At 71.3% G+C, this 12,652-nt stretch carries 16 protein-coding genes and 1 tRNA gene; all 17 read right to left on the reverse strand.

Annotated elements, in window-relative coordinates; translation table 11 throughout:
* Window positions 1-64: 64 nt before the first annotated feature.
* Window positions 65-361, reverse strand: coding sequence for a hypothetical protein (locus JKJ07_RS21545; protein ID WP_307834345.1), 297 nt, complete (start codon window positions 359-361; stop codon window positions 65-67).
* Between the two features lie 70 nt (window positions 362-431).
* Window positions 432-1,259, reverse strand: coding sequence for a Bax inhibitor-1/YccA family protein (locus tag JKJ07_RS21550; protein ID WP_202993497.1), 828 nt, complete (start codon window positions 1,257-1,259; stop codon window positions 432-434).
* A gap of 120 nt (window positions 1,260-1,379) precedes the next feature.
* Window positions 1,380-1,463: transfer RNA gene (locus JKJ07_RS21555), tRNA-Leu, on the reverse strand.
* A gap of 86 nt (window positions 1,464-1,549) precedes the next feature.
* The gene (locus tag JKJ07_RS21560; protein ID WP_202993499.1) at window positions 1,550-2,899 is read right to left on the reverse strand and encodes an NAD(P)/FAD-dependent oxidoreductase; all 1,350 of its coding nucleotides are present in this window, start codon (window positions 2,897-2,899) and stop codon (window positions 1,550-1,552) included.
* 100 nt (window positions 2,900-2,999) lie between these two features.
* Entirely contained in the window at window positions 3,000-3,563 is a 564-nt protein-coding gene (locus JKJ07_RS21565; protein ID WP_202993501.1) for a hypothetical protein, read from the reverse strand.
* Entirely contained in the window at window positions 3,563-4,894 is a 1,332-nt protein-coding gene (locus JKJ07_RS21570) for a DUF58 domain-containing protein (RefSeq protein ID WP_202994002.1), read from the reverse strand. The genes JKJ07_RS21565 and JKJ07_RS21570 overlap by 1 nt, the downstream gene beginning before the upstream one ends.
* A 14-nt stretch (window positions 4,895-4,908) precedes the next feature.
* Window positions 4,909-5,919, reverse strand: a complete 1,011-nt coding sequence (locus tag JKJ07_RS21575) for an AAA family ATPase (RefSeq protein ID WP_202993503.1) — start codon at window positions 5,917-5,919, stop codon at window positions 4,909-4,911.
* A 13-nt stretch (window positions 5,920-5,932) separates the two neighbouring features.
* Window positions 5,933-6,511: a hypothetical protein gene (locus JKJ07_RS21580; protein WP_202993505.1), complete on the reverse strand. Its 579-nt coding sequence runs from the start codon at window positions 6,509-6,511 to the stop codon at window positions 5,933-5,935.
* Window positions 6,508-7,200 (reverse strand): DUF4129 domain-containing protein, encoded by a 693-nt coding sequence (locus JKJ07_RS21585; protein WP_202993507.1) that lies wholly within the window; start codon window positions 7,198-7,200, stop codon window positions 6,508-6,510. Before JKJ07_RS21585 ends, JKJ07_RS21580 begins: the two co-directional genes overlap by 4 nt.
* Window positions 7,201-7,220: 20 nt before the next feature.
* The gene (locus JKJ07_RS21590; RefSeq protein ID WP_307834346.1) at window positions 7,221-7,958 is read right to left on the reverse strand and encodes a uracil-DNA glycosylase; all 738 of its coding nucleotides are present in this window, start codon (window positions 7,956-7,958) and stop codon (window positions 7,221-7,223) included.
* A gap of 10 nt (window positions 7,959-7,968) precedes the next feature.
* A complete protein-coding gene (locus JKJ07_RS21595) occupies window positions 7,969-8,346 on the reverse strand; it encodes an LppU/SCO3897 family protein (protein WP_202993511.1) in 378 nt (125 codons plus the stop codon).
* A gap of 70 nt (window positions 8,347-8,416) precedes the next feature.
* On the reverse strand, window positions 8,417-9,139 hold the full coding sequence (locus tag JKJ07_RS21600) for an LppU/SCO3897 family protein (protein ID WP_202993513.1): 723 nt from the start codon (window positions 9,137-9,139) through the stop codon (window positions 8,417-8,419).
* A gap of 121 nt (window positions 9,140-9,260) precedes the next feature.
* Entirely contained in the window at window positions 9,261-10,346 is a 1,086-nt protein-coding gene (locus tag JKJ07_RS21605) for an HAAS signaling domain-containing protein (protein ID WP_202993515.1), read from the reverse strand.
* A complete protein-coding gene (locus JKJ07_RS21610) occupies window positions 10,343-10,672 on the reverse strand; it encodes a PadR family transcriptional regulator (RefSeq protein ID WP_202993517.1) in 330 nt (109 codons plus the stop codon). The genes JKJ07_RS21605 and JKJ07_RS21610 overlap by 4 nt, the downstream gene beginning before the upstream one ends.
* An 80-nt stretch (window positions 10,673-10,752) precedes the next feature.
* Window positions 10,753-11,661: a Ppx/GppA phosphatase family protein gene (locus JKJ07_RS21615; protein ID WP_202993520.1), complete on the reverse strand. Its 909-nt coding sequence runs from the start codon at window positions 11,659-11,661 to the stop codon at window positions 10,753-10,755.
* The gene (locus tag JKJ07_RS21620; protein ID WP_202993521.1) at window positions 11,658-12,152 is read right to left on the reverse strand and encodes an amino-acid N-acetyltransferase; all 495 of its coding nucleotides are present in this window, start codon (window positions 12,150-12,152) and stop codon (window positions 11,658-11,660) included. The genes JKJ07_RS21615 and JKJ07_RS21620 overlap by 4 nt, the downstream gene beginning before the upstream one ends.
* A 2-nt stretch (window positions 12,153-12,154) precedes the next feature.
* Window positions 12,155-12,652: a DUF501 domain-containing protein gene (locus tag JKJ07_RS21625; RefSeq protein ID WP_202993522.1), complete on the reverse strand. Its 498-nt coding sequence runs from the start codon at window positions 12,650-12,652 to the stop codon at window positions 12,155-12,157.

The following is a 12,652-nucleotide window of genomic DNA, read 5'->3' on the forward strand; positions in this document are numbered from 1 at the left end:
CCACGAGTCACCGCCAGGTCCGGCCTGCCACGAGCGGCCGGGCTTGGCGGTTTTTAGTGCGGATTTATGTGTTGATGTAGGCACGCAGATCGTCCACGGCCGTGGCCGCCTCGGCCAGTGCGGGCTCGGAACCGGTGGCCAGCAGGTCGTCGGCCAGCACGCGCACCTGGTCGGGCAGGATCATGTCGTGCTCGCGGGGCACCTCGCGGCGCGGGCGGCCCTCGGCGTCGGCCCCCAGGTCGGCCAGGCGCTGCACCAGGGCGTACGTGCGAATGGCGCGGTCGTCCTGATTCCAGCGCGGCTGCTCCCACACCCGGATCTGGTTGAGCAGCCGGTCGATCGACGTCGCGAAGTCGGTCACGCCTTCAGGCTAAAAGAGAACGCCCGGACCCTCGTACGGGGGTCCGGGCGTTCTTTGGATCTTGGCGGTGCTAGTCGTCCCCGCCCTGCAACATGCTCAGCAGCCGCAGGATCTCCAGGTAGAGCCAGACCAGGCTGACCAGGATGCCGAACGCGGCGACCCAGGAGTAACGCGCCGGCAGGCCCGCGCGCACGCCCTCTTCGACCTCGTTGAAGCTGAGGATGAAGCTGAGCGCGGCCACCACGATGCAGACCACGCTGAACAGGTAGCCCAGCGGGCCGTTGTCACGCAGGCCGGTGCTGAAGCCGAACAGCGAGAGCACGATGTTGATCAGCATGACGGCGAACAGGCCGCCCATCACGATGATCATGCCGCGCTGGAACTTCGGCGTGGCCCGGATGACCTTGGCCTTGTAGAGGAAGGCCGTCAGGAAGAAGACGCCGAAGGTGGCGATCACCGCCTGCAGGACGACGCCCTGATAGCCCGCGATGACCGAGAAAACCTTGGACGCCATGCCGACGAAGACGCCCTCGACGACCGCGTAGCCGACGATGAGCGCCGGGTTGGCCATCCGCATGAACGAGATGACGAGACCGAGCACCAGGCCGATCACCGCGGCACCGATCCAGGCGGCACCGGTCATGGCGTCGGGGATCACGTTCCACGCGACCACCGCCGAGACACCGGTGATGCCGAGCAGCGTGACCGTCTTGACGACGACGTCGTCGACCGTCATGGGCTGGACGGCGGGCGGAGCGGCGGGGTAATCCGACGCGCCGGGATACGGCTGACCGTAACCCGGGGCGGCACCGGCGGGGCCGTAAGCCCCGTACCCGGCCGTACGCTCCCGCTCGGCCGCCTGGCCGAGGCGCGAGAGCACCGGGTTGGAAGTCTTCACTGTGTCCAGCCTCCCTTATGAGGTTGAGGCACGTATGACGTGCTGTTCCAGCGTACGGGAGCTAGCTGATCAGGAAAGCCTCGGAATGCTGTGAACAGGCTGAATGTAAGGCTGTCGAAGTGCCCGGGGCGGGTCTCGAACCCGCACGCCTGCGTGAGGCAGCCGCTTTTAAGGCGGCCGTGTCTGCCGTTCCACCACCCGGGCGTGGTCCTAGGGCACCACCGTGACCGGCGACACCCTAGGACACCGTATACGTCCGAGCGCCAGGACAGGACCCCGCCTCAGCGGGACTAGGCGTCCACCTTCGGACGCTCGGCCGGGCGCTGCACCGGCGGGGTCACCTCGGTGAACTCCTCGCGCGGGGCGTGCAGCTGGCCGAGGGCGATCGTCTCGCGCTTGAACAGCATGGCGAGCGTCCAGTCGGCGACCACCCGGGCCTTGCGGTGGAACGACGGGATGTGGCTGACGTGATAGGTGCGGTGCATGAACCACGCCGGCCAGCCCTTGACCTTGATGCCGTAGACGTGCGCGACACCCTTGCCGAGGCCGAGGCCGGCCACGCTGCCGATGTATTTGTGCTTGTATTCCTTCGGCTCGCCGCCGAGGACGACCTGCCGGATGTTGTCGGCCAGCACCCGGGCCTGCCGCACGGCGTGCTGGGCGCTCGGCGAGCACCAGCCGCCGGGGTTGGTCAGGTCGGGCACCTGGGCGCTGTCGCCGGCGCTCCACGCGCCCTCGAGCACGTTGCCGTCGCTGTCGGCCACCTGCAGCGTGGGCAGGCAGTTGACGTGACCCTTGGGGCCGCGCGGCAGGTCGGTGTGGTCGAGCATCGGCGACGGCTTGACCCCGGCCGTCCAGACCAGGGTCTCGGCGCGGAACGTGTCGCCGTCGGAGAGCACGATCTCGCCGTCGACGCACGAGTTGAGGAACGTGTCGAGGCGCAGCGAGATGCCCCGCTTGGCCAGCTCGCGAGCCGCGTAGGCGCCCATCTTGGGGCCGACCTCGGGCAGGATCCGGTTGGTCGCCTCGACCAGGACGAACTTGAGCTCGCTCTTGTCGAGCTCGGGGTAATACTTCAGGGCGTCGCGGACGACGTCCTCCATCTCGGCCAGCGCCTCGATGCCGGCGAAACCGCCGCCGACGAAGACGAAGGTCAGCGCGGCCTTGCGCAGCTCGGGGTCGGGCGTGACGGCCGCGACGTCGAGCTGGTCGAGGATGTGGTTGCGCAGATAGGTGGCCTCACCGATGGTCTTGAGGCCGATGCCGCGCTCGCTCAGGCCGGGGATCGGCAGCGTACGCGAGACGGAACCCGGCGCCACGATGATGTGGTCGTAGCTCAACTCGGTGGCCGGGCCCTCGATGGGCTGGATGGTCACCGTCTTGCGTGCGTGCTCCACCTTGGTGACCTCGCCGGACACCACGCGACACTTCTTGAGCTCGCGGCGGAGCGGCACGACGCTGTGCCGCGGGGAGATGTTGCCGGCCGCCGCCTCGGGGAGGAACGGCTGGTACGTCATGTGCGGCTGCGGGTCGATGACGACGATCTCGGCCCGGCGCCGGTTGAGCTTCTTCGACAGGCGCAGGGCGGCGTAAAGACCAACGTGCCCTGCACCGACGACGACGATGCGCTGCGGATTCACATGAGCCATTCTCGCGCGCCGAGGGGCCCCCGCGCCTCCTGGTGTGATGTTCAACAAATGGTTTTGTCAAGTGCCGTGACACACATATTGCGGGCAGATTTCACGCTCTATGCACGAGCCGTGCTATGAGCAGCGTGGCGGCCGCCGCGCCGGCCAGTCCGACCACTGTGGCCACGAGGAACGGGCCGCCCGCGAGTTCGGCGGCGAGTCCCAGCGCGAACACGGTGAGTACGGCCGAGACGAGGATCACGGCCAGCGCCCGGAGCAGCCACAGGCCCACGACGTCGATGTTCACCACGGCGTCGGACGGCAGCACGGCGGCCAATGCCGTGAGCGAATGGCCCAAGTAGAGCGCGCCGGCGATGGTCAATACCCGCCAGAGCGAGACTTCGGAGTCGTAAAAGGCGGTGTCGGCCAGCCAGCCACCGATCACGACCAATGCGGCGAACGTGGCGCCCCGGCCGCGCGGTGCGAAAGCCGGATAGAGGGCGACCACCGCCAGCGGCACGAAGAACTGCGTGCCGAACAGCGCGGCCGGCCACGCCACCGACATGGCGATCAGCCCGGCCACGCCGATGCCGCAGCGCACCAGGAACGGCAGAATCGTTGCGCGGGTCAGGGCGCGCCGGGCGCCAGCGAACCGGCGGGTGATCAGGTCGATCATCAACGCCCCCGCGGGGCCGAGGCGAGCCGGGAGACGTCGCGCAGCACCAGGTCGAGGCTGCCCGCGCCGGCCCACTCGACGACCGGGACGCCGTGCTCGCGCAGCCGGCCCAGCACGTTCTCGCGCTCCAGGCGCCACAGCCGGGTCGCCAGCGGCGTCCACGGGCCGCGCACCTCGGGGGCGGCCGTGGCGGGCAGGGTGTCGACGGCGACCACGAACCGGCCCGACTGGGCCAGCGAGGCCAGCATGTCGGCCGCCCGCGGATCGATCAGCGGGGTCAGCACCACGACCAGCGCGTCGGACGAGACGTGATGCGCGCCGAAGTCGCCCGCGTGGTCCATCGGGTCGGGGCGCACGTCGAGCAGCCACTCCAGCACGGTCAGATATTGCCGGCGGCCGGTGGCCGGGCGCAGCCGACGGGCGGCCGCGCCGTATTCGAGCAGCGAGACCCGGTCGCCGCGCTGCAGATAATGCTCGGCGACCGCGGCCGAGGCGCGGACCGTGGTGTCGAGCACCGACGCGCTGCCGCCGACGCCGCCCGACAGGCCGACCTCGCCCAGCACGTCGAGCAGCAGCACGACCTCGGCGTCGCGGTCCGACAGGGTGGAGGCGACGTGCAGATCCCTCGTGCGCAACGACACCCGCCAGTCGATGCGCCGGAGCCGGTCGCCGGGCGCGAACGGGCGGACGCCGGCCAGTTCGCCGCCCTCCCCCATGCGCCGCGACCGGTGCGCGCCGACCAGACCGGCCGCCGCGGGCATGGCCTCGATCGCGGCGAACGGCTCGGTGACCGGATAGACCCGCACCCCGTACGCCGGGGTGACGACCGGGCGGCAGGCCAGCAGGCCCCCGCAGGCGGCGACCCGGGCGGCGGCCGGGCCGACGTCCTGCCGGCCCCAGCGCAGCGCGTCGCCGGGCAGGTCGACCGCGGCCCAGCCGTCGGAGGCGACGGTCAGGGCGAACGGGCGGTCGGCGTGCTCCAGCTTGAGCCAGCGCGACGTGCGGGTGCGCACGACCACCAGGTCGTACGGGATGACGTCGGGGTTGGTGACGGTCACCGAGGCCTGCACCTGGCCGCCCTCGACCAGCAGCTCCTCGTCGGCGGTGACCGAGAGCTCGGGCGTCGCGCGGGGCATCCGGCGCAACTGCACCGCGGCGCCGATCGCGAACGGCGCCGCCAGCAGCACCAGGTCGACCCGGCCCAGCGCGACCCCGAGCACCAGCAGCAGACCGGTGAGCAGCACGGCACGGCCGAGCGCGCGGGTCGGGGCCCAGGCCGGGCCGTGACCCGAATCGCTCGACGTCGCCGGTGGCACGGCCCGGCGCAGCAGCGGCTCGGGAACGGTCACGTCGCGGTGTACCCCGTGGCGTAGGTGGGCAGGGCGCCGCTGGCCGGGGCCGGAGTATTTTGCAGCACCTCGTCGACCACGAAGGCCGGGTCGACGCGGCGCAGCCACATCTCGGGCCGCAGCGTGATGCGGTGGGCCAGGGCGGGCACGGCGACGTCCTTCACGTCCTCGGGCACCACGAAGTCGCGACCGGCCATCGCGGCGCGCGCCCGGGCCAGCAGCAGCAGCGCCAGCGAGCCACGCGGGGACGAGCCGACCAGCACCGACGCGTGCTCACGGGTGGCCGCGGCGAGCGACACGCAGTAGCGGCCGATCGAATCCTCCACCGTGATCGTCTCGAGCGCCGCCTGCATCGACTGGAGCGCGGCCGAGTCGACCACCGGCGGCAGGAAAGCCTCCTCCTGGCGGCGGGACATGCGGCGCTGCAGCACCTCCCACTCCTCCTCGGCCGTCGGATAGCCGAACGACACGCGCAGCAGGAACCGGTCGAGCTGGGCCTCGGGCAGCGGGTAGGTGCCCTCGTATTCGATCGGGTTGGCCGTGGCCAGCACGTGGAAGGGCGGGTCGAGGCGATAGGTGACGCCCTCGACCGACACCTGCTTCTCCTGCATGGCCTCGAGCAGCGCGGCCTGGGTCTTCGGCGGCGTCCGGTTGATCTCGTCGGCCAGCAGCATGTTGGTGAAGACCGGGCCGGCCCGGAACGCGAAGTCGCCCTTGCGCTGGTCATACAGGAACGAGCCGGTCACGTCGGCGGGCAGCAGGTCGGGGGTGAACTGCAACCGGCGGAAGTCGAGGCCGAGCGCCTGCGCGAAGCAGCGGGCGGTCAGCGTCTTGCCGAGACCGGGCAGATCCTCCAGCAGCACGTGGCCGCCGGCCAGGATCCCGGCCAGCACCAGCTCGAGCGAGTCGCGCTTGCCGACCACGACGCCGCCGACCGAGTCCAGGACGGCAGTGGCCAGCCTTCCCACCTCGTACGGGGGGAGGGGCTGCACGCCTGTCTCTGTCACCACGGCACCTTTCTCACAGTCGTTCCAGGACGTCCACGTAGGACTCGAGATCACGCGCTTTCGGCATGCGCCGGCCGCGGTCGTGCAGCGTCGCCCAGAGCGGGTCGCCGAGCAGCTTACGGGCGCGCCGCGGGTCGGACGCCCGGGTGATCCCGTGACGCAGCCGCAGGCGCTCGTCGGTGAGCTCGGCCAGCACCGGCAAGACGTTACGCGAATAGAGGTCGTCGTCCGCGTTGGCCCGCTCGAGATTCTGCTCCCAGCGGCGCACGGCCGCCCGCAGCGAGTCGGTGCCGCTGCCGCCGTCGGAACCGCCGCGCCGATCGGAGCGTTTCGGCCGCGGGGGCGGGCGCACCTCGGCCACCGCCAGCAGGATCACCCGCAGCCCGATCAGCGCCGAGACCACGAAGACGATCGAGATGTCGAGGTCGGCCGAGCGCATGACGGCCACGACGACCGCGCTGGCCAGCGCGACCAGCAGCAGGTTGCGCAGCACCCAGCCCGTCCACGAGCGCTTGCGCTCGGGCGCCGCCTCGTCGCCGCCCAGCGGCTCCTCGCGCTCGCCGAACAGCTCCTCGAGCCCGCCCGTGGTCACGCCGGCACCCCCGAGCCCAGATCGGCGCGCAGCCGCTCGAGGGCCGAGCGGGCCTGGCGGCGCATCTGGTCGTCGACCGTGTGCGTCGCGTAGCGGGCCTGGCGATAGACGTCGAGCAGCGCGGCCAGCACCTGCGCGTCGACCTGCTGCTCGCTCAGCAGCCGGCCGACCAGGTCGGTGGGGCTGTCGCCGGGATGCCTCGGCGTGCCCGCGGCGGCGGCCGCCTGCTCGAGCCGCACCCAGCAGGCGATCACGGCGCGGCGCGGGTCGCGGTCGGTGTCGGAGAGCTCCTCGAGACCGGCGTCGAGGGCGTCGAGCAACTCCTCGGCCGTACGCGGCTGGTCGCCGGGGCGCTTGCGCTGACGCTTGTTCTTGCCGGACCGGCGGCGGCGGTCGCGCAGCAGCGAATAGATCAGCAGGCCGAGGACGATCGCGACGACCAGGCCGAGCACGATGACGGCGGCCGTGTTGATCCAGTCGGGCAGGCCGCGGGCGGGCTCGGGCGGCGGCGGGGTCGACTGCTGACCGGACGGGACCGTGGTCGGCAGCAGCGGCGCCTCGGCCGTCGGCTCGTCGCGGACGATCTGCTCGAGGCGCGGCTCGGACCTGGTCGCGGCCAGCGCGGTGCCGAAGAGCAGCACGAGGACGGCGGCCAGGGGCCACCAGCGTCGCAGTGCCGCGAGGGTCATCGATCCTTCTCTGTGCCTTATCAGATCTGAGCCAATCGCTTCGCCTCCGTGAAGACGTCGTCGAGCATGGCCGGGGTGAGCTTACCGGTGAAGGTGTTCTGCTGGCTTACGTGGAAGCACCCGAGCAAATCCGGCACACCGGGCTGGCTCACCCGGGCCCCGTGACCGAACTTCGGCCGCGGCACCGGCGGCCTCGTGCCGTACACCGAAGTCATCGCGGGCCACCACGCCTGCCAGGCAAAAGCCCCGAGCGCGACGACCACCTTGAGGGTCGGGCGGATCAGCTCGAGCTCGCGGTGCAGCCACGACGCGCAGGTGTCGCGCTCGACGGGCAGCGGTTTGTTGTCGGGCGGGGCGCAGCGGACGGCGGCGAAGATCCGAAGATGGCTCAGCGTCAGGCCGTCGTCGGCGGCGACGCTGGTCGGCTGGTTGGCCAGGCCAACCCGGTGCAGCGCGGCGAACAGCACGTCACCCGAGCGGTCACCGGTGAAGATGCGACCCGTACGGTTGCCGCCGTGCGCGGCCGGGGCCAGGCCGAGGATGGCGATCTCGGGGCCGGCCACGCCGTAGCCGGGGACCGGGCGCCCCCAGTAATGCTGGTCGCGGAACGAGGCCCGCTTGGTGACGGCGACCTCCTCACGCCAGGCGACCAGGCGCGGACAGGCGAAACAATCCGCGATCTCGGCGTCCAGCACGGGGAGTGAGGCCGCTCGGGCCGCGGCGGCTTGCGCTTCTTCCGGCGTACGGGTGGGGCTCACTCGGTTCTTTCTACGCCCTCGGCCGCAGGCAGAGCAGGTAGCCCCGGTCATCGCCGTTGGCGTAGACGTAGAACTCCTCCTTCTCCTGGAAGAACTTGTTGCAGGAGTCGCTCTGCGTGGAGCTCTCGCCGTCGACCCGGGCCACGACGGTGAACCGGGCGTCCTCAGCCGAGCAGTCGACCAGGTTGGCGCCCGTGCGGGTGGTGCCCTCGTCCTCCACCTGCTTGTCGGAGGCGAGACAGTCGCCGGCCTTGGCGTCGCGGGCGTCGTCGCCGCCGAGCACCAGGCCGCTGATCGCATAGACCGCGGCCGCCACGACCAGACCGGCCACGAGGGCCACGACCACCCAGCGAGACCGATCGGGGGCGGCCTGGGGTGCTGTGCTCACGGGTGATCCTCTCGAGGGGGTCGTCCGGCCGAGACTTTAGCGACCGGCCCCGCTGCCCGCGAGTCTCGGTTCAGCCTTTCGGGCGTAGGCAGAGCACGTAGCCGTCGCCCGCGGTGCTGCCGTAGACGAAGAAGCGCTCGTCACCGGGGAAGAACTTGTCGCAGGCGGTGCTGGTGGGCGAGCTCTCCCCCTCGATGCGGGCCACGACCGTGTATTCGGCGGTCACGGACGAGCAGTCGACGATGTCGGCCGAGGTGTCGCTGATCCCGCTGTCGGCGACCGTGCCCGTGGCCGAGAGGCAGTCGCCGACCTTGGCCCCCTTGGCGGGGTCGGCGGCGGCCGAGACGATCGCGCTCACCCCGAAGACCCCGAGCCCGACGAGCAGCACCCCGGCCAGCCCGACGACGAGCAGCACGATCTTGAGAGTGCTGCGCTTCTTGGGCGCGGGAGTGCCAAGCCCCTGGTACGCGGGGTAACCGGGCTGCGGATAACCCGGCTGACCGGGCTGGCCGGGCTGCGGCGGACCGTAGGCGGGCTGGCCGGGCTGCGGCTGGCCGTAGGCGGGCTGGCCGAACGATGCCGGCGGGGCCTCGGGCTGCCCGTACTGCGGATAGCCGGGCTGGCTGGGCACGGATGGTGCGGGATAGCCCTGACCCGGCGCCGCGGCGGGCGGGAACGTGGGCTGCCCCGGCGGCACGGCGGCGCCACCCGGGCTCGCGGGCGGCGACACCGGCGGAAAGGCCGGTTGCGGCGCGAACGTCGGGTCGGAGGGCGGCGGGGTCGCGTCGCTCAAGGGTGTTCCTTTCCGCGGGCCGGCCTGCGGAACGGCCGGATCAAGCGGTCCAGACAGTAGCGACCGGCCCCGCTTTCTCGCGACCCCGTTCAGTGCCCGCAGGGGGTGGGCGGCATCACGGTCAGCGGCCGCCGTCGAGGAACGACGCGGACGGGGCGGGCCGCGCCGGCTTGGTGGTCGGCGCGTCGGCGGGTTCAGTGACGGAAGCACCGGGCGTGACGGTGGCACCCGGCGTGGCAGTGGCATCCGGCGTGACGGTGGCACCCGGCTCGGCCGTGGCGGCGGCGTCCGGCTCAGGTGTGGCGGTGCGGTTCGCCGACGGCGTGGCGTTCGGGGAGCCGAAGGGCGCCGCCTCCGGGCAGTACGGGTAGCCCATCGAGCGGGAGTGGAACGACTCCCCCGTGTTCGGGTTGTCGCACCAGGCGTTGCCCATCTGGATCGGCGAGCCGTCCTGGTCGAAAAGGCGCGCGCCGGGCACCAGTTTGCCCGTGCTGTCGTAGACGAAGACGTCGGTGATGTAGTCGTACGGGTTGCCGCCGCCGGAGTAGCCCGCGTCGCTGTAACCCGGGTCGCGCACGTCGCTGTCGGCGTTGAAGAAGCCGCCGATCGCGAACAGCACCAGGAACACCGAGCCGAAGCGCAGCACGTAACGCGGCCAGCCGGCCCGGCCCAGGCGGCGCTGCCCGATCAGGATCGAGGCGAAGACGCAGCCGGCCAGCAGGATCAGCGCCACCAGCGTGCTGCCGCCGACGCGGGGCAGCAGGCCGGGCTCGTTGCCGCTGGCGTCGAACAGGTAGGCCAGCGCCATCGCGGCCAGATAGCCGCGCAGCACCCACCACGCGGGGCGCAGCAGCGCGAGGAAGTCGCTGGCCTTGGGGTAGCCGATCAGCGGCCCGATCTTGACGTCGGCCGGGCCGAGCACCTTCATCACCTGGGTGCGCACCTCGGCCGGGGTCACCCACGGGCTCTTGGGCGGGTCGGGGAAGCCGCCGACGTAGCCCGTGGCGGTGCCGCGCAGCTCGGCCGCGTACGCCTCGGGGGTGCCCAGCCGGTCGGTCAGGGTGACCGTGTCCTCGGCGCGGATCTCGGCCAGGTGCTCGGGCAGATCCTCGAGGAGCTCGGCGCGGGTGGCCTCGGGCAGGTCGGCCAGGGCCGCGCGGACCCGCTCGACGTACTCGGTTATCTCGTCCTGTGCCGTGGAGTTCACGCCGTCTCCCGCTCGCGAAGCAGATCGTCCATGGTGGATGCGAAGCCGTGCCACACTTTGCCCGACCGTTGCAACTCGGCATGGCCGGCCGCGTTGAGCCCGTAGTACTTGCGGTGCGGGCCCTCGACGCTCGGAACGACGTAGCTGTTCAGATAGCCCCCGGCGAACAGGCGGCGCAGCGTGCCGTAGACCGAGGCGTCGCCGACGTCTTCGAGCCCGGCGGCTCGCAGGCGGCGCAGGATGTCGTAGCCGTAGCCGTCCTCGTCGCGCAGCGCGGCGAGCACGGCCAGGTCGAGGACACCCTTGAGCAGCTGGGTCGTATCCACGCGATGGACAGTACTGCGCAATGCGAAATACCGTCAAGACGACAGTAGTGCCGCAATGGTCACGGACCGTCGCGGAGGGCTCAGACGAGGCTGAAGCAGATGCCGTCGAGGATGTCGTGCTCGGAGGCGATCACCGAGTCGTGCCCGGAGCGCTCCATGATCGTGCGCAGGATGAGGGCGCCGCCGCCGATCACGTCGGCCCGGCCCGGGTGCATCACCGGCAGGGCGGGCCGCTTCTCGACCGGCATGGCCAGCAGGTCGGCGGTCACACGGGACACGTCGGCCAGGCTCACCTCGGCGTGGTGGATGCGCGCGGGATCGTACGAGGGAAGGTTTTGCGCCAGGGCCGCGACGGTGGTGACCGTGCCGGCCAGGCCGACCAAAGTCTTGGCCTCGCGACCGGGCACGGCGGTCAGGGCGATGTCGACCGCGGCCGCGATGTCCCGCTCGGTGTTGTGGATCTCGGCGGCCGACGGCGGGTCGCCGTGCAGATGCCGCTCGGTCATCCGCACGCAGCCGATGTCCATCGAGATGGCGTGGTCGACCTCGGCGCCGCCGGTGACGAACTCGGTCGAGCCGCCGCCGATGTCGACCACCAGACAGGGCCGCTCGGCGGTGAGACCGGCCACCGCGCCCGCGAACGAGAGCCGGGCCTCCTCGGTGCCGCTGATCACCTCGGGGTCGATGCCCAGCACGCCGCGCACCATGTCCCGGAACTCCTGCGCGTTCTCGGCGTCCCGCGAGGCCGACGTCGCGCACATGCGAACCCGGTTCACGCCCAGTTCGGCGATCTCCGCGGCGTAGCCGAGCAGAGCCTTCCTCGTACGGGAAATGGCTCCCTCGGACAAGCGCCCGGTGCGGTCGACTCCCTCGCCCAGGCGCACGATCTCCATGCGGCGGGCGACATCGGTGAGCCCGCCGGCGCCGACGTCCGCGATGAGCAGGCGGATCGAGTTCGTCCCGCAGTCGATTCCGGCGACGCGACTCATAGGTGCAGCAGCATTCTCGTGTTCCCCAGCGTGTTGGGCTTGACCCGTTCCAGGTCGAGGAATTCGGCCACGCCTTCGTCGTACGAGCGGAGCAGTTGCTCGTAGACGGCGTGCGGGACGGGAGCGCCGTCGATCTCGGTGAACCCGAACGAGCCGAAGAACCGGGTCTCGAACGTCAGGCAGAACACGCGGGCCACGCCCAGCTCACGGGCCGCCTCGAGCAGCCGCCGGACAATCTTGTGACCGATCTTGCGGCCCCGGCAGGCGGGATCGACCGCGACCGTACGGATCTCGGCCAGGTCCTCCCACATCACGTGCAGGGCGCCGCAGCCGAAGACGCGATCCTGGTCGTCGACGGCGACCCAGAACTCCTGGACCGACTCGTAGAGGGTGACCGTGGCCTTGCTGAGCAGCCGCCGATCGGCCGTGTATTCGTCGACCAGGGCGCGAATGGCCCGGACGTCCTGGGTGCGCGCGCGCCGGATCTCCACCGTCAGTCTTCCCGTTTGACGCAGGGGCCCTCGGCCCACCACGGCTCGACGGCGTCGCGGACCTCGTCCCCGAAAGGATTCACGCCCCGGCCCACGGCGAGCGCGTGCCCGAGGTGGACATGCAGGCATTTCACTCGATCGGGCATGCCACCGGCGGCGACGTGCGCGATCTCCGGCACGTCCTCGATCGCCTTGCGCCGGGTGACGTAGTCCTCCGCGGCCAGCTTGTATCGAGCGGCCAGCTCGGGGTCGGTCGACAGCCTGTCCTGCATGTCGCGCATGACGCCGGCCGACTCGAGGCGGCTGCACGCGGCGGTCGCGTGCGGGCAGGTCAGGTAATAGAGGGTCGGGAACGGCGTGCCGTCGTCGAGGCGCGGGGCCGTCTCCACCACGTCCGGATTGCCACACGGGCAGCGGTGCGCGACCGCCCGCGTGCCGCGGGGAGAACGGCCGAGCTGGGCTTTGACGATTTCCAGATCGGCTTCGGTTGGCTCAGGCAT

The organism is Paractinoplanes lichenicola (assembly GCF_016785085.1).
Classification (GTDB): Bacteria; Actinomycetota; Actinomycetes; order Mycobacteriales; family Micromonosporaceae; genus Actinoplanes; species Actinoplanes lichenicola.